Raw genomic sequence first — 22,007 nt, forward strand, 5'->3', positions numbered from 1 at the left:
ATTCCGCTCCCCTGGAGCTTTTTGATACCGTGAAATTAAAATTACTATACCTATTTTGCTCCACTGGAGCAGTTTTAAAAAAAGTAGTAGTCCCTTTTTAAAAAGTTTCTAAAACAGTACAATATTAAAGTTGATTCAGGACTTAAATAGAAAAACCTTTTCACCGGAAATAGACTGGTGAAAAGTTTTTTTTATTTAAAGTTAATCGTATTGTTCAAGTAAATATTTCATAACATCTGTTGTCGTTACAATGCCGCTAAGTTTGCCATTGTCGACAACAGGAAGTGCGTGAAATTCCTCCATAACTAAAATTTGAGCTAAATCCCGAATACTGGTATCGGATGAAACGGTTTTTGGCTTTGAAGTCATGATTTGAGAAATACTGAGCATTTCTAAAATAGCTTCGTCAGCTTCCTCCTGTCCTTCGAACAAAGCACCAAAAGTTAGGCGATTAATATCCGTGCGGCTTATGATACCAATTACTTCTTTGCCTCTGACGATTGGGATATGTCGGATAGAGTGATGTTTTATAAGTTCAACGATTTTTTTAAGGTCGTCACTTTCACTTGCAGTAATGACGCTTTTAGTCATAATATGACTGATAGGTTCTCTCTTTTTCATAATAGGAAGTGTTGTATTATTTCTATTAAAATTGTGAAATAATCCACATAAAACAAATGACCTTTATCATGTTTTACAACTTCTCAAAATGTTGAAACAAGTAGAGTACTGGCTGAATTTTCTTTAAAAGGTGAGTTATTTTTGAAAGAAAGTGAACGAGAATACAAAAATCATCCTATTGTTCATTTGAAATTGCACCGATTGAAATTTAAAAATAGTATTTTTGCAGTATGGAAACAAACAGACAGAAAAAAATAGGCGGTGTCATCCAAAAAGATTTGGTTGATATTTTGCAAGGTGAAGTGCGAAAAAACGGAATCACTAATTTAGTAATTTCAGTATCCAAAGTTAGTGTTACTACAGATTTATCGGTAGCGACAGTTTATTTAAGCATCTTTCCTCAGGATAAAGCCCAAGAAACTTTAGAAGGCATAAAGTCAAATACAACTTTAATCAAACACGATTTGTCACAACGCGTGCGTTTGCAATTGCGTCGTGTACCCAACCTGGTGTTTTTTATTGATGACTCTTTAGATTATATCGAAAAGATTGATAATGCATTATCTAACAGAGAGAACCCAATTGAAAACCGTGATCTTTTAGAAAAAAGAAGAAAATCATAAATTGAATTTCCCCCTTTACATAGCCAAACGTTATATTTTTAGCAGAAGTAAAAACAATGCTATCAATATCATCAATCGTATTGCCAGCATGGGAATTATTGTTGGAACGATGGCTTTGTTTGTGGTTTTGTCCGTTTTTAGCGGACTAAAGGTTTTCAGTCTTTCGTTCACCAACGAAATAGATCCTGATCTGAAAATAAGCAGCACTTACGGAAAATCATTTTTTGTAACGCCGGATCAGGAAACTCAGCTTAAAAACATTGATGGAATTGCTTCCTACAGTAAGATTATCGAAGAACGGGTTTTGTTTTTGTTTAAAGACAAACAGCTGGTAACCTACTTAAAAGGCGTTGACAAAAACTATATTGTTGTTAACGATATCAGGAAAAAACTTTTTAACGGAGAATGGCTAAAACCGGATACCTATCAGGTGGTCATTGGTTATGGAATTGCTCGTGATTTTTCGTTAGGAATTCTTGATTTCGAAAATCCTTTACAGATATTTGCACCTAAACCAGGAAAAGGAGCGATCGAAAATCCGGAAGAAGCGTTTAATAAAACAGACGTTTTACCAGTTGCAATTTACTCCATCAGTGAAGATTTAGATTCAAAATATGTTTTTGCAGATTTGGGTCTGACGCAGGAATTACTGCTGTATAAAACAAACCAGATTTCCGGAATAGAATTCAATCTGAAAGAAAACGCCAATGAAACTGCGATCAGATCTCAGCTTGAAAAGATATTCAAAAATAAAATCACTATAAAAAACAGAGCACAGCTTAACGAATCTTTGTATAAGATGCTCAATACCGAAAACATTGTAGTGTACCTGATCTTTACACTAGTAATTATCGTAGCCCTTTTTAATTTAGTGGGTGCTTTAATTATGATGATTTTAGAGAAGAAGCACAATCTGAAAACGCTTTTTAATCTGGGAACAGAAATCACCAGTTTACGCAAAATATTCCTGCTTCAGGGAACCTTGTTAAGTGTTTTTGGAGGTATAATTGGTCTTGTTCTGGGCATCATTTTAGTATTGCTTCAACAAGAATACAATCTGATTATGCTGACACCCACTTTGGCCTATCCGGTCGTTTTTACTTTAGAAAATGTACTTATTGTGATGGCAACTATTGTATCACTTGGTTTTGTGGCTTCTTTAATTGCCAGCAGCCGTGTGAGTAAAAAGCTTCTTGATTAGTATTTCTACCAGAAAAATATTACCTATATTTACCGTCTTAAAAATCTACAGCATATGATAGTTTCTGCTTAGTCCTATTTTATTTTTAGAATAATTAGGATACTTACGTTTGTTTTTTGAGTTCAGATCGTTGCATTTGGACAAATTTTATCATTTATCTTAATTTATTATGACAGAAACTACCATACAGAAAAATCTATTTTCTAAAATTTACACGACTTTAAAACAGGCTCTCCAAGGAGATGAGTCTTTTGATTATACCGCAGGAAGCATTAAAAAAGCAGTCATTCTATTAGCCATTCCGATGGTTTTGGAAATGATGATGGAATCTGTTTTTGCTTTAGTCGATTTGTATTTTGTCGGGCATTTGGAGCACAGCAGTTTTGCAATCCAGACGGTTGGATTAACCGAATCGGTTTTAACCATTATATATTCTATTGACATCGGGTTAAGTATGGCAGCAACTGCAGTGGTAGCAAGGCGTATTGGAGAAAAAGATCCCGTCGCTGCTGCAAAAGCAGGGATGCAGGCCATCGTTATTGCATTTGTGTTAAGTGTTTTTTTAAGCATTTTTGGAATTATCTATGCCAAAGATATTCTCCTTTTAATGGGAGCATCTGCAGATGCGGCCGAGCATGGTTTTAGGTATACCCAGATTATGATTGGTTCCAGTTTAAGTATTACGCTTTTATTTCTGATTAATGGAATCTTCCGTGGTGCCGGAAATGCTGCAATCGCTATGAAAAGTCTTTGGATTGCCAATATTTGTAATATTATTTTATGCCCGATACTAATTAATGGTTTTGCCGAAATTCCTGCGCTTGGTTTACTTGGTGCTGCGATCGCCACCACTACCGGAAGAAGTATTGGTGTCCTGTATCAAATTTATCACTTGTTCTATGGAAATGGAGTTTTGAAAATTAAAATGTCCTACCTCTTACCGGATTTTAAACAGATAAATGCCTTAGTAAAAATTGCAGCACCGGGCGTATTACAGTTTGTGATCGCTTCCTGTAGTTGGATTTTTCTGGCACAGCTGGTAGCAACAACGGGAGGAGATCACGGATCGGCAGGTTATCAGACCGCTCTTAGAATAATGATGTTTTTTATTCTTCCGGCCTGGGGATTGAGTAATGCCGCTGCGACTTTGGTAGGACAAAATTTAGGAGCCAAACAAATTGAGCGCGCCGAGAAATCGGTTTATACCACAGCAAAATACAATGTCATCTTTATGGCAACGATTATGATCATTACCTTGTGTTTTGGAGAATATATCATTTCATTTTTTACCAATGACGAAATGGTAAAAACCATTGCTGTTGAAGCGTTACAGATTATGAGTATCGGATTTATTTTTTACGGAATCGGGATGGTTTTGATCAACACATTTAATGGGGCGGGAGATACCTGGACACCAACAGGAATTAATTTCTTTGGATTTTGGCTGTTTCAGATTCCGTTGGCATTTGTGCTGGCAAAACATTTTAATATGGGACCAAAAGGTGTTTTCATTGCAATTCCGGTTGCTGAAACGGCTATTACTTTAGCAGGGATTTTCTTTTATAAAAAAGGAAAATGGAAACGTGTGCAGGTGTAATTTTAAGTGAAAATAGTATGGAATTAATAAGTATTAGAGACGTATTATCACATCCGGAAAAGAATTTAGAATGGTTTTATCTTCCACCAAATTCTGGCGAATGGAATTTAGATACCTTAGGAATTTTTTCACTTGATAGTCGTGATTTTGCACCAGACTCAGATGAATATTTGCCAAAACAAGTAAAAGAAATGGGTTGGATAGAAACCTTGGATGCTGCAAGCATTGAAGATGTGGTAGAAAATGCAAAAGAAGAATTAGAAAATCCATCCATTAATCAATTGTTTGATGCATTCATTTTTTATTTTGAAAATGATGCATTTCTTGAGTTTGAGAATTAAATGATTTTATGCAAAAAGAGGAAGCCATGTAAATGAAACTTCCTCTTTTTTATATTTTAAACAAACTCATATCCGGCATAAACCTCTTCGATTTCTTTCATAACAGCGAAAAGATTTTCAGGTTCGTCTGTAGTAACCAGTTTTTGTTTGTATTCTTTAAACGAATGGATTCCTTTGAAATAATTGGTGTAATGACGGCGCATTTCTACAATTCCCAAGCGTTCGCCTTTCCAATCCATAGACCATTGCAAATGATTTCTGGCCGCTTCAACACGATCAATTACGGTAGGGGAAGGTAAGTACTCACCGGTATTAAAGTAGTGCTTGATTTCGTTAAAAATCCATGGATAACCAATCGCAGCGCGACCAATCATGATCCCGTCGATACCGTATTCATTTTTATATTTTAATGCTTTCTCAGGACTGTCGATATCGCCATTTCCAAAAATAGGCATGGTGATTCTTGGGTTGTTTTTTACACGTGCAATGTGCGACCAATCAGAATGGCCTTTATACATTTGTGCACGGGTTCTGGCGTGAATCGTCAGAGCCTGAACACCAATATCCTGAAGCCTTTCGGCTACTTCATCAATATTAATAGAGCTGTCATCCCAGCCCAAACGCGTTTTTACCGTTACAGGTAAATCGGTACTTCTGATCACTGCTTTGGTTAAACGTACCATCAGATCAACATCTTTCAAAACTCCGGCTCCGGCACCTTTGCAAACTACTTTTTTTACCGGACATCCAAAGTTAATATCCACCAAATCCGGTTTTACGGCAGAAACAATTTTAGACGAAAGTGCCATTGCTTCTTCATCACCACCAAAAATCTGGATTCCAACAGGACGTTCGTAATCAAAAATATCCAGCTTCATTCGACTTTTGATAGCATCACGAATTAATCCTTCCGACGAAATAAATTCAGAATACATTAAGTCAGCGCCATGCGTTTTGCACAATCTGCGAAACGGTGGATCGCTCACATCTTCCATCGGTGCGAGTAATAAAGGAAATTCGGGTAATTCTATGTTGCCAATCTTGACCATCTTCAATATTTTTTGCAAAATTACAACATTTAGTTCAATTTAAAAGATTCTAAGTCTCTAAGATGCTAAGGTTCTGAGTTTTCATTCTTATTAAATAGTAAAAGAGAAACTTAGATCCTTAGAATCTCAGTATCTTAGCAACTTTAAACCGTAACTCGGTAATCAAAAAAACGAATAGGTTTTCGGCTCATAGGGTTAAAAACCAAAGGATTCAACGCTTCTTTTGGAGCGAATTCAATTTTTGGGGTTACTCTTAATTTGGCTCTGAAATGATCTTTGATCTCCTGCAAGAATTCGGGAGTCTGATTTTTTACGGCTATTTTTATCAGGATCTCATCGGTTCCTAAATCGTTGGTAGAGATCTCGATAATATGATTTTCGATATTGTCAAAACCACTCAGAACATCATTCATCGCTGGCGGATAAAGTGTTGTACCTTTGTATTTGATCATTTGTTTTTTGCGGCCAACCACCGGACCAACACGCAAGGTATTTCTTCCGCAGGCACAAGGACCGTTGTGTAGTTGTACAATATCTCCGGTTTTAAAACGCAGTAAAGGCATGGCTTCAATACCTAAAGTGGTAAAAGTCAATTCGCCAATTTCACCTTCTTTTACAGGCCTATTATTTTCATCTAAAACTTCAACAATGATCAATTCCGGATGATGATGACCGCCAACACCGTGTTCACATTCGGTAAAAGCGGTGCTCATTTCGGTAGACGCATAAGTGGAGAACAACTTAATATTCCACTTTTCGGTGATTTTGTTTGACAGAGTATTCATTGAAAAATCCTGATTTCGCAAAGGTTCGCCAATACAAATGGCGCCTTTTATGCTGGAGTTGTTGTAATCAATTCCGTGTGCTTCGGCATATTCGATTAATTTCAGTAAAAAGGAAGGAACGGTAATCAGGTAAGACGGTTTGTATTTTAAAATGGAATCCCATTGCAATTCCGGAATTCCGGCACCAACGCGGATTACCCCCACTTTTAATTTTCGCAATCCCAGAAAATAAGCCAGACCGGCCATAAACTTTCTGTCAATTGTCGTCATCAGCTGTACCACATCACCTTCGGCAATTCCGGCGCAGGCAAACGAAATGGCTTCGTTATAAGCCAGACGATCCAGATCAGAATCGGTTAAACCAAAAGTAACGGGATCACCCAGAGTTCCGGAAGTAGAAGCATAATCAATAATCTGATGTTGCGGAACACATAAAAAATCATCGTTGTACTCTTGTAAATCTTCTTTTGTTGTTACGGGTAAATGCTGTAAATCTTCCAGGGTTTTAATCTTCGAAAGATCAATGTTTTGTCCGGCGAAAAGACGTTTGTAAAAAGGAGAATTTTGACTGATATAGTGTAATAGTTCCGCTAACTTCTGCTCTTGAAAAATTTTAATTTCTTCTAGAGATTTTTTTTCTATTAATGGAATCATTGTAATTTTCTTTTGATTTTTTTTAAATATTTTTCAATGACTGTTTTGTCAGGAACAGTTGTGATTTCTTTTGTTAGTGCTTTTTCAAAATTGGACTGAGAAAGACGGTACTCTTTTTTTTGATAAAAGTACAACCCTGCTTTGTAATACACAACCCAATTATCAGGGTTTAACGATTGGTAATTCGGTATGAATTCAGGACTTATTGTTTCTTTGTTTTTCAGATACGAATCAAATTTGTGGTCTTCGACTCTAAATTTTTGGTAATTTTTATAGGCTATTGTTTCTAAAAAAGGATCTTTCGGAATGTCTAAATTTACTTGCTGTAAGGAAACAATGCGATCTGTTTTTCTTTCTTTAAAAATGGTATCCAGATTATAACACACAAATTCGCCTAATTGATACGGATTTGTGGATACCCAAACTTGTTTTGTAGCAGGTTTAAAGATAACACCGTGATGAGCCATCAGCTGGTTAAGTGCTTTTTCATTACCATATCCCAAACTAATATTATTTAAACCCTCTTTATTTCGAAGAATTTCAGAGGCAATTTTAGGATCGATTTTCGGATTTTGAGAAAAAAGTTCCTTCATCTTTTCCATACGATATTCAGAATGACTGTTGGCCATTTGGAAGCGATTGCGTTTTTCGTTTTTTAAATCTTCTCCCTGAAAATGATTCGAACAAAATAATTGATTGCTGTTTGGAGTCTCGTAAACGTCCATTTTTTGAGGGGTGACTTCAATCAGAACGGCTTTGTTATCTTCGGCACTTCCCACCATAATTGATTCGGATACAAAAACGGCTCTTTTTTTGGCAATAGCAATTGCTTCGTTTATGTTTTTGGCGTGCTGTAATATTTCGCGGGTAAGAATTGAAATGGGTGTTTTGGCAATCAACGGAATTTCAGATTTTCCGGCATTAATGGTAACCGTTAGTCCTTTTTCATTCATTCCGGAAACCGCACCAATCATTCCGGGCCAGGTAATCATCATAAATTTGTGACCTTCTTTCGGATTGATAAACGCCACGATTTTATTTTCTGCGAAAGCATCATTCACATAAAAATCAAAGTTGCGTCCGAGGATTAAATTTCCGTCTTCCGATTTTTCTCCCCATGCTGCAAAGGATGAACAGCCCACTAAAGCCAAATCCTGCAGGGCATGGCCAATATCGTGTGCAGCATGCAGGTACAGACTGCGCTGGTATCGTGGTGCAATGTTATTAAAATCAGGAGAGGTGTATTGTGAAACTCCAAAAATTTCGGTTTGATATTCTTCCGGAACATTCAAATATAGTTTTCGATTGTACCATTTCAGGAAATGGCGAAGGAGTTTCTGTTGAAATTTTGACGGAACGATATCCTGTATTTTAGAGAAGAAAATACGTTCTTGTTTTTTTAAAAGCGAATCTGATAAAGCACCCGTGTTGAGTCCGATTTCTAACGGATCGCCTTCGGCATACAATTCCCAAAGGCCTTGTCTGTTTTTTAAAAGCGAATTTTTTCCGGAAATAAAAATACTGTCCGATAGTTTAGTGACAACAGGTTTTGTCGCATTGTATTTGGCAATCTCAGGCTGGTGTCGCATTGATTTTGATGTTCCACAAGAGGCCAACATCGTTAAAAAACCGATAAATAAAAAGAATATAATTCGGTTTTTCATAGCTTTTTATTCAGATGCCTGATTGATTTTGTTTACCAAATATTCTTTACCAACAATTTCAGAACAGGTTACCACGGCTCCAATAGTTACTCCGAGAACCCCATGCATGTTGATACTTTGGCCCGTAAGATACAAATTATCCAGTTTGGTTTTTGAGGGAATCAGCGTTTTCATCGGATTATTCGAATCCTTAACATATCCGTACATATTGCCATTGTGCCCGCCAATATAATCGCGATAGGAGAGTGGTGTTGAAGTATGAACGGATTGAATGCAATTTTTGATCCCCGGAAATTTTAGTTCGATTTCGTCTAAGAATTTCGTTGCCTTTCTGGATTTAAATTCTTCGTAACTCTCTCCGCGGTCATTTTCTTCAACGGTAGTGTTAAAAGTATCTGCCCACGGGATTACATCATCGTATTTCATGTAGGTAATAAAAGTCATTCCTTCTGCCCATTCTTCCTGTTTTTTGGAGGTATTCATTGAGGCCATAAAGCCTTTTGGCCAGGAATCATCATCATAGTTATGAGCGGTCCAGACTTCGCTGCTTTTCTTAAAATGATAATGGTTATGATTGATGTATTTAAAAGTTTTTGGTTTAAAGACAATGTACAGACTAAACGCCGAAATTACACCTTCAAGACTTTGAACTCTACTGTAAAATGATTTTCGGAAGTGTTCCTCACCGGTCATTTTAAGAGTTGTTTTAGGCTCTATGTTTGAGATAAAATAAGTACCGGAAACATTGGTCCCGTCCTTCATGTTTACCGAAGTTACTTTTTTATCTTCAACATTAAAACGGGTAACTTCTTTGTATTTGTAAAATTCACCACCATATTTTTTAAGCTGTTTTAAAAGCTGCTTGGTAATCTGACTTCCGCCATTGATGCAGCGCCACGAACTTTGAATATAAGAATTTACAGAAAGGGCATGAACATAAAAAGGTGTTTTGTCGGCAATTCCGGCATACAAAAAATTAGAACCGGCAAGAACAGCTTTCAGTTTTTCATTTTGGGTGCATTCATCGATCGTCTGTTTGGCGTTTAAGCCTAAGATTTCATTATCGTATTTACCTTCCCATTCTAAATTGTAGAGCGGAAAAGATTCGCAAATTGTTTTGATTCTTTTGCAGTATTCCTCAATACCGGTTTTTTCTTCCGGAAAAAAATGTTCCAATTGAGAAGTAAAATTAGCGTAACCCTGTGCATGAGGATATTCGTTTTGATCGTCTTCAAAAGAGATGATGTCAAAACCGTTATCGTCCATTTTTTTGAGGTTAAGATGCTCCATAATGCCCAAATAGTTGAAATATTTGAACAGATTTTGTCCTTTTTCTAAGCCTCCGATGTAATGAATTCCGGTATCAAAAATGGTTTTGTCACGTACAAAAGTCTGGAGATTTCCACCATACTGATTGTTTTTTTCAAGTACGCAGACGCTATAACCTTCTTTGGCGAGAATAATCGAAGAGACTAATCCACCCAATCCACTGCCAACAATTACAACATCGTAATGTTCTTTCATGCTCCTTTTTTCTTTAATACAATTATACTGTTATCTTCAAAAACACATTCAAAATCAAATGTAATCAAAGTGTTTTTTAAATCAGAAGGATTGAGCAAGATTACCGTAGAAGTTAGAGAAATGATTTTTTCAAGATCATTGGCTTGATTTTTATCGGAAATCAAAAGAACATCATATTGATTTTGCAAAGCCGGTTCAAGCGTATCTAAATAAGAGATTTTTCTTTTTTTGAGGAAATAATTGGTTTTTGAAATCGCTCGTTTTTCTTCGTCAAAATTAAACGAAGTTATTTTTCGCTGAGGCTCCTGCAAGCTTAGTAACACATCTAATTGTCCATAATCATTGGATAAATGGAGTATCCTGTCTTTTGCCGAAAGCTGTTTGTTTAAACGATAATAGACTTCCAGATGCTCTTTTAAATCGCTCTTGACGTTATGGATGATTTCGATTTCTTTATAATCGAAACTGTGTAAAATCATTTTTTTGAAATAGTCCGGACCTTCTAATTGTTGACGGATTTTGTGGTACTCTTCTTTAAAAAAAGCACTCATTTGTTTGGTTCTCTCAGCATAATTTTTTCCAAAAGAAGTATTGTCCGGAGAAATTCGTTCCAAGATTGAAATCGTAAGATGGCTGTGATGAATGACAAAATCGCCTTTTGGAATCGCTTCTGAAGCTCCGTGAATGACCACAGGAATAATATCCAGATTAAATTCCTCAGCCAGATAAAAGGCTCCTTTATGAAAACGTTTGACCTGATTGCTCTCAGAACGCGTTCCTTCTGGGAAAATCATTAACGAATACCCTTCGTTTACTTTTTGGCGCAAATGTTCTACTCCGCCTTCAATTCCTTCCGAAACCGGATAAAAACCTGCTTTTCTGACGGTACCGCCAAAAATAGGAGAGTTGTACACCCAGTCGCTTACTAAAAATATAATTTTAGGGCTCAGCATTCCCATTGCCAAAATATCAATAAACGAAGAATGGTTGGCAATAATAATGGCCGGTTTTTCGAAGGTTTCTCCAAATTTATTGACGACTTTTTTATGAATAAACGGATTGGAATACAATACCGATTTCATGAATTTTGAGATCACGTATCGGAAGGCTTTCATTTTTGTTTTCTCCTTAATCGGCAGCAGCGGCATAATAGTGATACTGAAAAGCGACATCAAGATTCCGCCCATACCGTAATAGAAAAAAGAGATGACACCGTGTATAAAAGTGCGTAAGACAAACGGAGGATTTCCTTTTTTTGAACGGTTTGAAATGAATATTTTAAAAAGAATAGGATAGAAAATAAACGTAATAATAAGGGCCGCAAAAACCCCGATTAGTGACACTGATGAAATAGATCGCAAGGCCGGATGCTTAGCAAAAATCATTGCACCGATTCCTAAAATAGTGGTGATTACGGCAAGAATGATAGAGGTTCGATAAATAGCAATTTCGTTTTTCCCGGTCGTGTATTCTTTTTGAAGGGCGCTGGTCATAAAAATACTGAAATCGACACCATGACCAAAAATCAGGGTACAGACGATCAAGCTGAATATATTCATCTGAAGTCCAAAAACACCCATAATCCCAGCCGTAACAATTCCCGTTAAAGCAATTGGGATACAGCTTACAATAACCAATTCCAGTCTTCGGAAAAAGAAAAATAAAATCAGAATCACTGCTATAAACGAATAATTTACCAGTGTGTTGAAATCGGTTTTTAAAGTACTGAAAAACGTTTCATTCATCTGCTGGCGATCAATTGCAATCAGATTTTGTTTCGTCTCAGTTGATTTTACGAAAGAATCTCTTTGTTCAGGACTCACTTTTACGAGAGTAGAAATGGTGAAGAATCCGTTTTTTTCGGTTACAAATTCTTTCAGCTGTAAAGCCTGTATTTTCAAATATTCCTGTGCGGAAATGGGTTTGAAATTGAAATTCAAATGCTCAAAAAAAGCGGTGTAAGTAGTAGGTTTAAATCCGAGTTTGGAACCTTCAGAAATTAGGTCTGTTTGTAGAAGCTGTTTTTTGTTGGTGTCCCAAAACGAATTCCAGCGATCGATTTTTTGCTGTTGCTCCTTTTGCGAAAGCATAATACCGCCAACAGAACTAAAATTCAATATTTTGCCGTTTTGTTTTTCTTTTGATAAATCGGAGAACAGGGCAGTGTTATTTCGTAAAACCTCTTCCATACTATTTCCGTAGGCTGCGATATAGATAGTTTTGGAGGTTAGGCTAGTGCTTTCTTCCAGATCTTTTTCAGCCGCTTTTATTTCTGTCGGAATAAAATTCAGTTGTGACAAATCGTTGTTGAACCCCACATTCTTATAAGTAAAGCAGGAAACAATAACTATTAAAACACAAAAACCAATCAGAAATTTGTTGTTGTGAAAGGAAAAATGAGCCAGTTTATCAATCACATTTTTCTTGTGTTCTACGTTATTCTCTTTTGGTTTGTAGAGATGCGGAATAATTAAAAGAGAGAAAAATGCAGAAGCCATTACGATAACGGCAGCGAAAATCCCCAAGTCATTTAAGGCATCTGATTTTACAAAAAGCAGGCACAAAAAGGCAACAGCCGTTGTTGAACTGCTCATGATTACCGGCATAGTAATGTCTTTGTACAAGGTTTTTATATCGCTGTTGTGCTTGTAGTGTGTGAGAATATGAAGGGAATAATCAATGGTGATTCCCAATAAAATAGAACCAATTCCTAATGAAATAGCAGAAATTTGTTCTTTTGCAAAGTATAAAAAGGCGATGGCAAACAAAGCGCCAAAAACAGTAGGAAGAAAAATAATTATCGGAATCAATACTTTTCTATAAAACAAAATCAAAATGAGCATCAGTGTAAACATCGCGATTGATGTGGTCAGGATGATATCACTTTTGATTTGATTGGCATTTGCGACTGCAATCAGGGCAGAGCCAAAATAATGAATCGAGGTTTTGGTTTTGAATTTCTGATTCAGATTGTCCTGAATGGATTTCAGTTTTGCTGCAAAAATGGTATTCTGTTCGGTTTCGCTTGAAGGAAGATTTGAGGTAATAAAAAGAAGTAATTTCTTTTTGTCTTTGGTCATAACAAAACCATTGTCAAGCGTAAAATCGTCACCAATATTTAATTGCTGTAATTTTTTTAAAGCGATAAAGGAGATTCCTAACGGATCCTGTAAAATAAAATCTTTCGTGATAAATCCGGATGGAGCGATAATTGATTTATAATTTCCCTGAACTGTCGCCGCGATACTGTCTTTTTGAAGTTTACTTTGCAGGACTTCGTAATCTTTATTTTCCAGGAAAAGAGGCAGATTGCGGTAGACGAAATCAATGGTTTCCTGAATATTTTCTTCGTCAATTTTTCCCTGAATACCGCTTACATAGGGCTTGCAGGACTGAGTGACACTGTCTGAAAAAGCAGTTGCCATTTCTTTTAGATCGTCTTCGGTTCCGTTTTTATCGAGTTTGAAAATAACCGTAGTTTTATCAGCAAAATTAAGCTGTTTAAGCACTTTTGCCGTGACATCTGTTTTATCATTCGTGGGAATCAGTTTGGTGATATCCTCTTCAAATTTAATTTGAGAGGCAAAAAAGCCAAAAACAAAAAGGATCAAAATAGCCAGAATAACCGATAAAGATTTTCTTCGGTTTACAAATAGATGAATGGCGTAGAAATATTGATGCATGTTTATTTAGTATTGTTTTTGCTTACAGTTTTTTTCGCCACGAATTTCACGAATTTTCGCCAATTAAATTGTGCTAATTTGTGAAATTCGTGGCGAAAAAAATCCGTTTAATTCTTTCAATCTGTGGCAAAACATTATGTAATCTTTGTTTTGTTCTTCGCGCTGAAAGCGGTTAAAAGTAAATAACTTACCAGACCTGCTGAGAGCGCTAAAACGGATGCTAAAATAAGACTTCCCACGATATATTGTGTTGCATTTTTTTGAATATCATCGAGTGTAACCGAACCATTTGCAGTAAGCATAACATCGTTTGAAACAAAGTAACTTCCCATTTTTAAAGATCCGTAAATAACAAAAGGAATGAAAGGCGGAAAACTCACATTGGAAGCTAAAAAAGCAATCACTTTGTTAAGCTTAAATAAGGTAGCAAAAGTTAAAAGCAGGATGGTTTGGAACCCCCAAAAAGGAGAAATTCCGATAAAAATTCCCAAAGCAATTGCTGCCGATTTTTTAAAATTGGAATCACTACTTTCTAAAATGTCTTCCAAAAAGAATTTTTTAAAACCTTTTTTTTTTGCTTTTCTAAAAAAGTCTCTGGGTTTGATGTACAGCAATGCCCAAATGACCAAAACGGTATTTAATATGCTGATGCGGGTAAAGTCTTTAAACGGACGAAAATGAGAAACACGTTCAGCAGGATCGTACAAAATTTGAACAGGAATATTTTTAACCACAATACCTTTCCAGGCAGAGCGCACAATTACTTCAATTTCGAATTCAAACTTATTGGTATAAAATTGTTTCGGAATGAGTTTCAAAGGATACAGTCGGTAACCGGATTGAGTATCGTCGAGTTGAATTCCGGTTTCAAATTTAAACCAGAAATTAGAAAACTTATTTCCGAAACTGCTCTTTTTAGGAACATTTTCCTGAGTCATATTTCGGCTCCCAATCAATAAAGAATTAGGTTGGTTTTGAATCTCGGCAATAAAATTCGGAATATCGGTAGCAAAATGCTGTCCGTCTGAATCAATTGTAATCGCGTATTCAAAATCTAATTCGATTGCTTTTCTGAAACCATTTCGTAAAGCTCTTCCTTTTCCCAGATTTTTAGGATGATGAATCTGAGTGTATTGCGAATAGTGTTTCAGAATTTCAGAAGTTTCGTCGGTCGAACCGTCATTAACAATAATGACATTTGAAGTGAAATCTAAAACAGAATCCAACACTCTTTTCAATGTTTTGTGATTATTGTACGTGGGTACAATCACACAAAAATTTGTAGCGTTTAGTAATTCCTGCTGTGGTAAAGTAGGTATCATGAGTTTTTTTTCCTTTATCTACTTCACAAATTGTTTCTCTTTCTCAGAGAAACTCTTTGATTGTAAAACAAAGTTTTTTAGATATTCTTTTAAAGCAGCACTTTGCTCTGCGTAATGCTCGGTGAGGTATTTTTTGTCTTCTTTAATGTTTTTTCTATAGCCGGTAATTCCAGGAACGTTCTCCTGAATACTCAGCCGAATCATTCTCATTTCGATATTATTGGGATCATTTTTTATAGTGGCTTCCAATAACTTTGCGCCTTCTTTAAAACGATCCATTTTATCTTTTAACCGGTTTTTAAATTTCGAATCCAATAAAATAGAAGCCGCTTTATAGGCTACCAGAATTTTATCATCGTTGGCAGAAATACCAGAAAGTTTTTCTGAAAATTCTTTAGCGTTTGCTTCTGATTTTGTGACGTCGGCATACATTTTTCTGATGCTGGACAAATCCGGAGTACTCACAAAATGAACCCATAAAAACAATGACAATACTAATTTCATAGTTATATTTTTTTGTACACATTGCTCAGTTTCAGCGCAACGGTGTCGTTAAAATAAGTGGTGTTTTTCACCTTAACCAAATCTTCTTCTGTTGTAACAATATCAAGTTCTAAGCGTAATTCCGGATTTACTTCGGGATTGATTAGCGCCATAAATTTCACATTGGAAAGTGTCTGCATGATCAAAGTACTTTTGGTGATAGACTCCGTAAGTTCTTTAATAATCTGAATCATGCAAACTCCAGGCATAATCGGATTGCCCGGGAAATGACCTTTGAAAACGTCGTGTTTTTCATTGATCAGAATCGAAATTGTGTATTTAGAATCTCCTGTTTTTTCTTCGGAAAGAACTTTGTAAAAGAATTTTAAAAGCATATTTTTTTTATCTGCCAAAAGGATAAGAAACACCTATTTGAAAACTAACATTTGTATTATAATCTCTAAACCAATAATCATTATTGTTACCGTTGCTGCCGTAATAATCACTATCAAGAACATCCACAATTCCTTTTTTGAAACGGGCCTCAAAAGTCAATCCGGAAGGTAATCTATAACCAATACCCATTATAAAAGCCAGATCAATATCTGATTTTTCATAAAGCAAGTTGTCTTGTAATCTAAAATCTAAAGTGGGCCCAGCCTGAAACTGAAAGCCATTTTTTAAAGTAAATTTATTGACTACAGCAATGGAAAGATAATCAATTTCTAAATCTTTCGAACTCACAACATCATTGCCATTATTATAACTGATAAAAGTTTTAACGTTACTCGCTCCTTGCTGGCTATACGTGATTTCCGGTTGTAAAGTGTAAATTTTAGTCAATTTGATTTCACCAAAACCTCCAATATAAAAATCAGTTTTATAGTCGGAACGTGTATTGGAGAATGTAGAAAAAGAAGCTCCTGCTCTCAGACCAGGTTTAAAGGTAACTTGTGCCTGTGAACTTGTTATGGCAAACAAGGCCAATACGATAATTATTAAATTTCTTTTGTTCATGATTTAAATTATTTTACTTTGAACGTGTAACTAATACCAATCTGGAAAACCTGATTTAAAGTAATGTCATCATAATAGCGTCTGTTATTATCATTATCATAATCATATCCGTCGTAGCCATAAATATCAACTAATCCTTGTTTCAATCGGGCTTCAAAAGTTAATCCGTTTGGAAGGGTATATCCAACTCCGCCAACAATAGCAAAGTCAACATCAACAGGGTTCTCGCCAAATTTGTCAAAATTATCATTGGTTTTTAAATCTATTGATGGTCCTGCTAATACGTGGAAACCTTTTCCTTTAAAATTAAATTTAGCCACAGCTCCAAGTGTAAGATAGTTGATTTCGGCTTTCTGGCTTCTGCGACGGGAAGTATTGTTGTCAAAATCTAAGTAAGACAAACGAATATCAGCGCCTTGTCTGGAATAATTTAACTCGGGCTGCAGCGTAAAATATTTATTGAATTTTATAGCCATTAACGCACCCACATAAAAATCAGATTTTGAACTGCTATTCCCCGGCATATTACTTAAATCCGATATATTTAAACCTCCGCGTAATCCCGGACTAACCTTTACCTGGGCATTTGACGTTATAACTCCAATACATAAAACAAAGGCAATTACGGTTATTTTTTTCATTTTTGGTTTGGTTTAAGTTTAGGTTTAGTTTAAATTTTTACTCTGATTTCAAATAATTTAATTCAATTTTCAGCTTAATATTTTGATGATTAATCAAAATTTTCTCCGCAAAAATATTGTTTTCTGAACTAAATGTCAGTGTAAATTTTTCTTTTGTTTTAGAAGACTGAACGACCTTTTCTAACTTTTGGTCTTTTTTGGAGACAAAAAGATAGTTGTCACGTTTTTTTCCATCCTGTGATTTATAGATGTCAGCTGATTCGTTTTCGAATTGTTGTTGAAAGATATAATCTTTTTTCAGCAGCAAGCGAAAATCTTCTCTTAAGGTATTGATAAGGATTTTTCGGTCTAGTTCGGATACAATCGAATTGATTTTAAAGGCTGTTTCAGAAATCTCAAAATCCATTAATTTGTTGCCAAATTCTGTTGTAAAAACAATACGATGTGTAGTGTCATTGATTTTTTTGGCGATGAAAATTCCAGACATTTCATGGCCGTAAACCGTAATGTTGGTTTTATACACGTAATCGGTTTTTGAATCTGCGAAATAAGGGACCTGATAAGACGTTCGGTCTAATTTTTTAGGAGTATAGTTTTTTGTGACAGAACCACAAGAAACCAGAACAATTGCAAGGAAGCAATTAATTAGTAAAAACTGAATCGTCGATTTTTGCATTGATCACTTTATTTTTAAGTACAATTCGGGTATAATCTTCAGAGGATTCTAAGAGTTTTACCTGAACGACAGTTGCTTCTTCTTTGTCGAAAGTCAGTTCAATTTGTTTGATGTATTTTTTTAAAGTGGCATCTTTAGGAACAAACTTAGCGATATTCTGTCCCTTTGATTTGAAATAAGAAATGACAAACTCCTTATCGTCAAACATATTACCGCTTACGCTTCCGACAATCAATTTGTTGATTCTGCCAAAGATTTTACTGTTACCCATATCAACGGCACTTTTCTTCCCTTCGTCGTTAATCAGGATTTTCCCGTTTTTAAAAACAATGCTGTAATTGTATGGTTTCTTGTATTGCCATTGCAGTAAAGAAGGTTCTTTAAAAATCATTTTTCCCGAAGTCTCAATATCTTTCGATAAAAAGTCCAAGTGTTTGTACTGAACAAAATCGGTACTCAGGGTTTTGATTTTTTTGGAAACTACATTTACATCCTGCTTGAAAGCATTAATTTCGGCATCAGACATTTTTTGTTCCTGAGCCAACAAATTGCCTGAGATAAATAAAATTAAGAGTGCTATTTTAGTTTTCATATTTATTACGAATTGTGCTTTATTAGTTTGCTACAGATTAAAGGATTAAAATCCGTTTTTTATCCGCGTCTTCGCGTAAGCGAATCAGCTTCATCCGCGTTCAGTTTTCATAAGCTTTCAGATTCAAAAGTTCTTCGGTTGAAATTACTTTATAATTGTTTTGCTGCAAAAATTGCAAAAACTGTTCCAGTACTAAAACAGAGTGTACTCCTGTGTCGTGCAAAAGTACAATTCCTCCCGGAGAAATACGTTTTATGATTCGTTTGAAAATTAAACTTTGGTTGGTTGTGCCACCGTCCAATGAACGAATATTCCACCCAATTACTTTGTGGCCGGTACGTTTTAAAGCTCTTCGGATGGAGGGTGTCGTAACCCCGTAGGGCGGGCGGAAAAAATTTATTTTTTTGGAGGTGTACTTTTCTAAAAGAGCATCCGTTTTCTGAATTTCAGTCGTGATTTTTGTAGCATTGTAAAAATCAAAAAAAGGAGAATGGCTGTACGAATGATTGCCAACCAAATGTCCTTCTGCTATAATTTGTTGTACGATTTCAGGATGAGTTTCGATGTTTTTTCCGATGCAGAAAAAAGTAGCTTTGACCTCATATTTCTTTAAAAGAGTCAAAACTTCCGGAGTAAAAATAGAGGGTCCGTCATCAAAGGTAATCGCAATTTTCTTTTGGGTTTCCAATGAATTATTGCAGTAAGCTTTTACATGATAATTAGAAGAAATTACAGCAGAGCCCACAGCATTTATGCCTAACCAAATTAAAACAATTGCGATAAACCATGCTCCGTTAATTGCTGTATAGAGATTCAGAAGAAGCAGTAGCAGCAATACAAAGAGAAAGAATAACGAAATGTTTTTATGCGTTATCATTTTGAAAGTAACGTAAAACTATGGTTTTTTCCGTTGAGCTGATTGTACAATAAAATCGTATTATAAGCCGGTCTTTCGACTGAATTTACTTTTATAATTTCAGGGATTTCCTGAGTTTTTAAAATTTTAGACGCCATCCATAAAGCAAAAGCCGAAGCGGTATCGTATTCACCACTCAAATGTTTGTAATACAATTGCGGAGTTTGAGCGAAGTCCTTTTGGGTTAGATTTTTATAATAATTTTCAAAATCTGCATTACCGTCAAATCCTAAAATCAAGGCATCGACATCTGAAATTTCTAATTGATTGGATTTCAAAAAAGATCTGATTGCGGCTTCAATTTCATTTTCTTCCAGCGTATTTAGTAAGGCAATGTCCAGTACTTCAGCATAGGTAGTCTCTTTTCGTTCATTTTCCAGAACAAAAAAACTGGCACCTTCTCCATAAACGGCACCGCCTGTAGTAGCCTCTAAAAGGTTGTAGGGTTGCTGGCCGTCTGGTTTGATACGTCCTGACAATTTAAAAAGCGCAGTAGTGTAATCACCATTTTCATCCACACCGCCCACAAGAACAGACTGTACTTCTTCTTCCTCAATTTGCATTTTAGCATCTAAAAGTGCCGATTCAAAAGAGACAGCTCCATTGACATAGGTAAAATTGTAACCGTTGCATTTTTGCAACAACGCAATTTGAGCGCCAACCGTATTATGTGTCGACTGGATGAATGAAGTTGGTGTTAAGAATTGCTCATTATTATCGAGGATGTTGGTCAGGAATTTTTCAGAATCTTCAATACATCCTAATCCTGTTCCGGTAATAATGGCATCTACATTTTCAAGTTGTGCATCTTTCATGGCAATTGCCGAGGCCACGATTCCATTTTTCACACCTTTTGCCATTCTTCTTATGGCAGCAGGAGAAATATAATCCTTGTAAACCGGCGGAACGATTTTAAGTACATTCTCGTCGAGGTTGTGTGTGGCTTCTTCTAAAAAAACAGTATCAAATGTTTTTTGAGTCGAAATACAACCTATTCCATTTATATATGTTTTTTTTAATTGCATTTTGAGAAGATAAGAGTGGAACAGTTTCCTCCAAACCCAAAAGAGTTAGACAGAACATGTTCAATATTTTTATTCTTTAAAGTCGTTTGCGGTTTTAAGTCAAACTCTTCCATTGGAGTTTCAAAATTCAGATTGGGGTAAACCACATTATTCTGAATCGCCAGAACGCTGTAAACAGCTTCAATGGCTGCAGCAGCTGCCAAAGTATGTCCTGTATAAGGTTTTGTCGAACTAAAATCGGGTACTTTTTCATCACCGTAAATTCGAAGTATAGCTCTTCCTTCAGACAAATCATTGTTGGGAGTAGCTGTTCCGTGCACGTTGATATAGTCAATTTCACTTGGTTTTAAACCCGAAACGTCAAAGGCTTTTTTCATGGCCAGGTAAGCACCGTCTCCATTTTCTGAAGAAGCCGTTTGATGAAAAGCATCATTGGCATTGCCATAACCTGAAACACGGGCCAGAACTTTTTTGTTTTGTTTCTGAACTACTTCATCGGATTCTAAAACCAGAAAAGCGGCTGCTTCACCCAGATTTAGTCCTTTTCGGTTGTTGTCGAAAGGTTTGTTGTAATCGTCAGATAAAATCATGAGGGTTTTGAATCCGTTGATTGTAAATTTTGCCAGAGCGTCGGTTCCACCAACAATTACGCGGTCCAGTTTCCCGGATTTTATAAGTCTTGCACCCAGCATAATTGCGTTTGCTGCCGATGAACAAGCGGTACTTATGGTGGTAACAATTCCTTTTAAACCGAGTTCGTCTGCAATTTTTTCGGCTACATCGCCAGCATCATGACAAGTAATGTATTTGACAAGTTCAGGATGTTTGAAATAATCGTAATAATGCTTTTCGGTCATATCCATCCCACCCACGCTTGTCGCCGAAATGAGTCCGGTTCTGAATTCGTTTATCGCCGTGATTCCGGCATTTTTAACAGCCTGTTTCGCTGCAAAAGTGCCAATCATCGCAGTCCTCGAAAAGTTATTATCGGGAGTAAGTTCTAATTCCTGAACCAATTCATCATTAGTTTTTTTAATTTCACCTACCTTATTTATAGCAGCGTGAATCGTTTCAATGTTTTCGATACGCGTTACCGCAACTTTATTTTCGATTAACGAAATGTAATTTTCTTCGACTGAATTTCCAATCGAGGAGATAATTCCCATTCCGGTTATTGCAACACCTTTTTTCATTTAGATTATTGGATTGTTGGATTGTTGGATTGTTGGACTATTCTTTTTGGTTTATAAAAGTTTTAAAAACTATTTTGAATTAGATTTTTGAATATTTTCATTTAAGAAATCTAAAAACCTGATAATCCAACAATCTAAAAATCTAAAGAGTTCTGTTAGCGCTAATGTACGCCGCCATCGTTTCGATGGATTGAAAAATGGTTTTTCCTTCTTTTGGGTCTACCAGTTTAATTCCGTAATCTTTATCTAGAATCACGATTAATTCAAGCGCATCAATGGAGTCTAAACCTAAACCATCTCCAAACAAAGGATCGTTATCTGCAATATCTTCGATCGCGATATCTTCAAGGTTTAAAGTAGTAATGATTTTGTTTTTTAATTCTTCTTTTAATGCTTCCAT

The 22,007-nt window shown here is 35.9% G+C and carries 21 protein-coding genes; 4 read left to right on the top strand and 17 right to left on the bottom strand.

Translation table 11 applies throughout. The features are described 5' to 3' along the window. Positions 1–201: 201 nt before the first annotated feature. A complete protein-coding gene (locus tag JO950_RS02555) occupies positions 202–591 on the bottom strand; it encodes a CBS domain-containing protein (RefSeq protein ID WP_370528111.1) in 390 nt (129 codons plus the stop codon). Between the two features lie 260 nt (positions 592–851). Between JO950_RS02555 and rbfA the strand changes: the two genes are divergently transcribed. The 4 genes from rbfA (at position 852) to JO950_RS02575 (ending at position 4,383) form a co-directional block, all read left to right on the top strand. Beyond that, the gene (rbfA, locus tag JO950_RS02560; RefSeq protein ID WP_017496883.1) at positions 852–1,244 is read left to right on the top strand and encodes a 30S ribosome-binding factor RbfA; all 393 of its coding nucleotides are present in this window, start codon (positions 852–854) and stop codon (positions 1,242–1,244) included. Between the two features lies 1 nt (position 1,245). Further along, complete coding sequence (locus JO950_RS02565; RefSeq protein ID WP_202700940.1) at positions 1,246–2,445, top strand: FtsX-like permease family protein; 1,200 nt, start codon at positions 1,246–1,248, stop codon at positions 2,443–2,445. Positions 2,446–2,614: 169 nt separating this feature from the next. Beyond that, positions 2,615–4,042 (top strand): MATE family efflux transporter, encoded by a 1,428-nt coding sequence (locus tag JO950_RS02570; protein ID WP_202700941.1) that lies wholly within the window; start codon positions 2,615–2,617, stop codon positions 4,040–4,042. Continuing rightward, a complete protein-coding gene (locus tag JO950_RS02575) occupies positions 4,021–4,383 on the top strand; it encodes a hypothetical protein (RefSeq protein ID WP_202700942.1) in 363 nt (120 codons plus the stop codon). The genes JO950_RS02570 and JO950_RS02575 overlap by 22 nt, the downstream gene beginning before the upstream one ends. 56 nt (positions 4,384–4,439) lie before the next feature. Here the strand turns inward: JO950_RS02575 and dusB are convergent, their stop codons facing one another. The 16 genes from dusB to JO950_RS02655 form a co-directional block, all read right to left on the bottom strand. Further along, the gene (gene dusB, locus JO950_RS02580) at positions 4,440–5,432 is read right to left on the bottom strand and encodes a tRNA dihydrouridine synthase DusB (protein WP_202700943.1); all 993 of its coding nucleotides are present in this window, start codon (positions 5,430–5,432) and stop codon (positions 4,440–4,442) included. 143 nt (positions 5,433–5,575) lie between these two features. Then, on the bottom strand, positions 5,576–6,871 hold the full coding sequence (locus JO950_RS02585) for a phenylacetate--CoA ligase family protein (RefSeq protein ID WP_202700944.1): 1,296 nt from the start codon (positions 6,869–6,871) through the stop codon (positions 5,576–5,578). Then, positions 6,868–8,535 (bottom strand): C45 family peptidase, encoded by a 1,668-nt coding sequence (locus JO950_RS02590; protein ID WP_202700945.1) that lies wholly within the window; start codon positions 8,533–8,535, stop codon positions 6,868–6,870. Before JO950_RS02590 ends, JO950_RS02585 begins: the two co-directional genes overlap by 4 nt. A gap of 6 nt (positions 8,536–8,541) precedes the next feature. Next, a complete protein-coding gene (locus JO950_RS02595) occupies positions 8,542–10,059 on the bottom strand; it encodes an NAD(P)/FAD-dependent oxidoreductase (RefSeq protein ID WP_202700946.1) in 1,518 nt (505 codons plus the stop codon). Further along, complete coding sequence (locus tag JO950_RS02600) at positions 10,056–13,742, bottom strand: 1-acyl-sn-glycerol-3-phosphate acyltransferase (protein ID WP_202700947.1); 3,687 nt, start codon at positions 13,740–13,742, stop codon at positions 10,056–10,058. The genes JO950_RS02595 and JO950_RS02600 overlap by 4 nt, the downstream gene beginning before the upstream one ends. Before the next feature lie 134 nt (positions 13,743–13,876). Then, positions 13,877–15,064, bottom strand: coding sequence for a DUF2062 domain-containing protein (locus JO950_RS02605; protein WP_202700948.1), 1,188 nt, complete (start codon positions 15,062–15,064; stop codon positions 13,877–13,879). Between the two features lie 18 nt (positions 15,065–15,082). Continuing rightward, positions 15,083–15,568, bottom strand: a complete 486-nt coding sequence (locus JO950_RS02610; protein ID WP_202700949.1) for a hypothetical protein — start codon at positions 15,566–15,568, stop codon at positions 15,083–15,085. Positions 15,569–15,570: 2 nt separating this feature from the next. After that, positions 15,571–15,942: a 3-hydroxyacyl-ACP dehydratase gene (locus tag JO950_RS02615; protein ID WP_202700950.1), complete on the bottom strand. Its 372-nt coding sequence runs from the start codon at positions 15,940–15,942 to the stop codon at positions 15,571–15,573. A 7-nt stretch (positions 15,943–15,949) separates the two neighbouring features. After that, on the bottom strand, positions 15,950–16,564 hold the full coding sequence (locus JO950_RS02620; protein WP_202700951.1) for an outer membrane beta-barrel protein: 615 nt from the start codon (positions 16,562–16,564) through the stop codon (positions 15,950–15,952). An 8-nt stretch (positions 16,565–16,572) separates the two neighbouring features. Continuing rightward, complete coding sequence (locus tag JO950_RS02625) at positions 16,573–17,205, bottom strand: porin family protein (protein ID WP_202700952.1); 633 nt, start codon at positions 17,203–17,205, stop codon at positions 16,573–16,575. Positions 17,206–17,242: 37 nt separating this feature from the next. Beyond that, entirely contained in the window at positions 17,243–17,881 is a 639-nt protein-coding gene (locus tag JO950_RS02630) for a hypothetical protein (protein WP_202700953.1), read from the bottom strand. Beyond that, entirely contained in the window at positions 17,847–18,473 is a 627-nt protein-coding gene (locus tag JO950_RS02635) for an outer membrane lipoprotein carrier protein LolA (protein ID WP_202700954.1), read from the bottom strand. The genes JO950_RS02630 and JO950_RS02635 overlap by 35 nt, the downstream gene beginning before the upstream one ends. Positions 18,474–18,573: 100 nt before the next feature. Beyond that, positions 18,574–19,350, bottom strand: a complete 777-nt coding sequence (locus JO950_RS02640; RefSeq protein WP_202700955.1) for a polysaccharide deacetylase family protein — start codon at positions 19,348–19,350, stop codon at positions 18,574–18,576. Continuing rightward, positions 19,347–20,414 carry a beta-ketoacyl synthase N-terminal-like domain-containing protein gene (locus JO950_RS02645; protein WP_202700956.1) on the bottom strand — a complete coding sequence of 356 codons (1,068 nt, stop codon included), beginning with the start codon at positions 20,412–20,414 and terminating at the stop codon, positions 19,347–19,349. Before JO950_RS02645 ends, JO950_RS02640 begins: the two co-directional genes overlap by 4 nt. Then, positions 20,405–21,607 carry a beta-ketoacyl synthase gene (locus JO950_RS02650; protein WP_202700957.1) on the bottom strand — a complete coding sequence of 401 codons (1,203 nt, stop codon included), beginning with the start codon at positions 21,605–21,607 and terminating at the stop codon, positions 20,405–20,407. Before JO950_RS02650 ends, JO950_RS02645 begins: the two co-directional genes overlap by 10 nt. A gap of 142 nt (positions 21,608–21,749) precedes the next feature. Beyond that, the gene (locus JO950_RS02655; RefSeq protein ID WP_202700958.1) at positions 21,750–22,007 is read right to left on the bottom strand and encodes a phosphopantetheine-binding protein; all 258 of its coding nucleotides are present in this window, start codon (positions 22,005–22,007) and stop codon (positions 21,750–21,752) included.

The sequence above is a fragment of the Flavobacterium sp. UGB4466 genome (assembly GCF_903469665.1).
Classification (GTDB): Bacteria; Bacteroidota; Bacteroidia; order Flavobacteriales; family Flavobacteriaceae; genus Flavobacterium; species Flavobacterium lipolyticum.

Bases quoted from the DNA above. Each gene is read 5' to 3' on its own strand.
- JO950_RS02555 (WP_370528111.1), bottom strand. From the start codon at position 591: ATGACTAAAAGCGTCATTACTGCAAGTGAAAGTGACGACCTTAAAAAA.
- rbfA (WP_017496883.1), top strand. From the start codon at position 852: ATGGAAACAAACAGACAGAAAAAAATAGGCGGTGTCATCCAAAAAGAT.
- JO950_RS02570 (WP_202700941.1), top strand. From the start codon at position 2,615: ATGACAGAAACTACCATACAGAAAAATCTATTTTCTAAAATTTACACG.
- JO950_RS02575 (WP_202700942.1), top strand. From the start codon at position 4,021: ATGGAAACGTGTGCAGGTGTAATTTTAAGTGAAAATAGTATGGAATTA.
- dusB (WP_202700943.1), bottom strand. From the start codon at position 5,432: ATGGTCAAGATTGGCAACATAGAATTACCCGAATTTCCTTTATTACTC.
- JO950_RS02585 (WP_202700944.1), bottom strand. From the start codon at position 6,871: ATGATTCCATTAATAGAAAAAAAATCTCTAGAAGAAATTAAAATTTTT.
- JO950_RS02590 (WP_202700945.1), bottom strand. From the start codon at position 8,535: ATGAAAAACCGAATTATATTCTTTTTATTTATCGGTTTTTTAACGATG.
- JO950_RS02595 (WP_202700946.1), bottom strand. From the start codon at position 10,059: ATGAAAGAACATTACGATGTTGTAATTGTTGGCAGTGGATTGGGTGGA.
- JO950_RS02600 (WP_202700947.1), bottom strand. From the start codon at position 13,742: ATGCATCAATATTTCTACGCCATTCATCTATTTGTAAACCGAAGAAAA.
- JO950_RS02605 (WP_202700948.1), bottom strand. From the start codon at position 15,064: ATGATACCTACTTTACCACAGCAGGAATTACTAAACGCTACAAATTTT.
- JO950_RS02610 (WP_202700949.1), bottom strand. From the start codon at position 15,568: ATGAAATTAGTATTGTCATTGTTTTTATGGGTTCATTTTGTGAGTACT.
- JO950_RS02615 (WP_202700950.1), bottom strand. From the start codon at position 15,942: ATGCTTTTAAAATTCTTTTACAAAGTTCTTTCCGAAGAAAAAACAGGA.
- JO950_RS02620 (WP_202700951.1), bottom strand. From the start codon at position 16,564: ATGAACAAAAGAAATTTAATAATTATCGTATTGGCCTTGTTTGCCATA.
- JO950_RS02625 (WP_202700952.1), bottom strand. From the start codon at position 17,205: ATGAAAAAAATAACCGTAATTGCCTTTGTTTTATGTATTGGAGTTATA.
- JO950_RS02630 (WP_202700953.1), bottom strand. From the start codon at position 17,881: ATGCAAAAATCGACGATTCAGTTTTTACTAATTAATTGCTTCCTTGCA.
- JO950_RS02635 (WP_202700954.1), bottom strand. From the start codon at position 18,473: ATGAAAACTAAAATAGCACTCTTAATTTTATTTATCTCAGGCAATTTG.
- JO950_RS02640 (WP_202700955.1), bottom strand. From the start codon at position 19,350: ATGATAACGCATAAAAACATTTCGTTATTCTTTCTCTTTGTATTGCTG.
- JO950_RS02645 (WP_202700956.1), bottom strand. From the start codon at position 20,414: ATGCAATTAAAAAAAACATATATAAATGGAATAGGTTGTATTTCGACT.
- JO950_RS02650 (WP_202700957.1), bottom strand. From the start codon at position 21,607: ATGAAAAAAGGTGTTGCAATAACCGGAATGGGAATTATCTCCTCGATT.
- JO950_RS02655 (WP_202700958.1), bottom strand. From the start codon at position 22,007: ATGGAAGCATTAAAAGAAGAATTAAAAAACAAAATCATTACTACTTTA.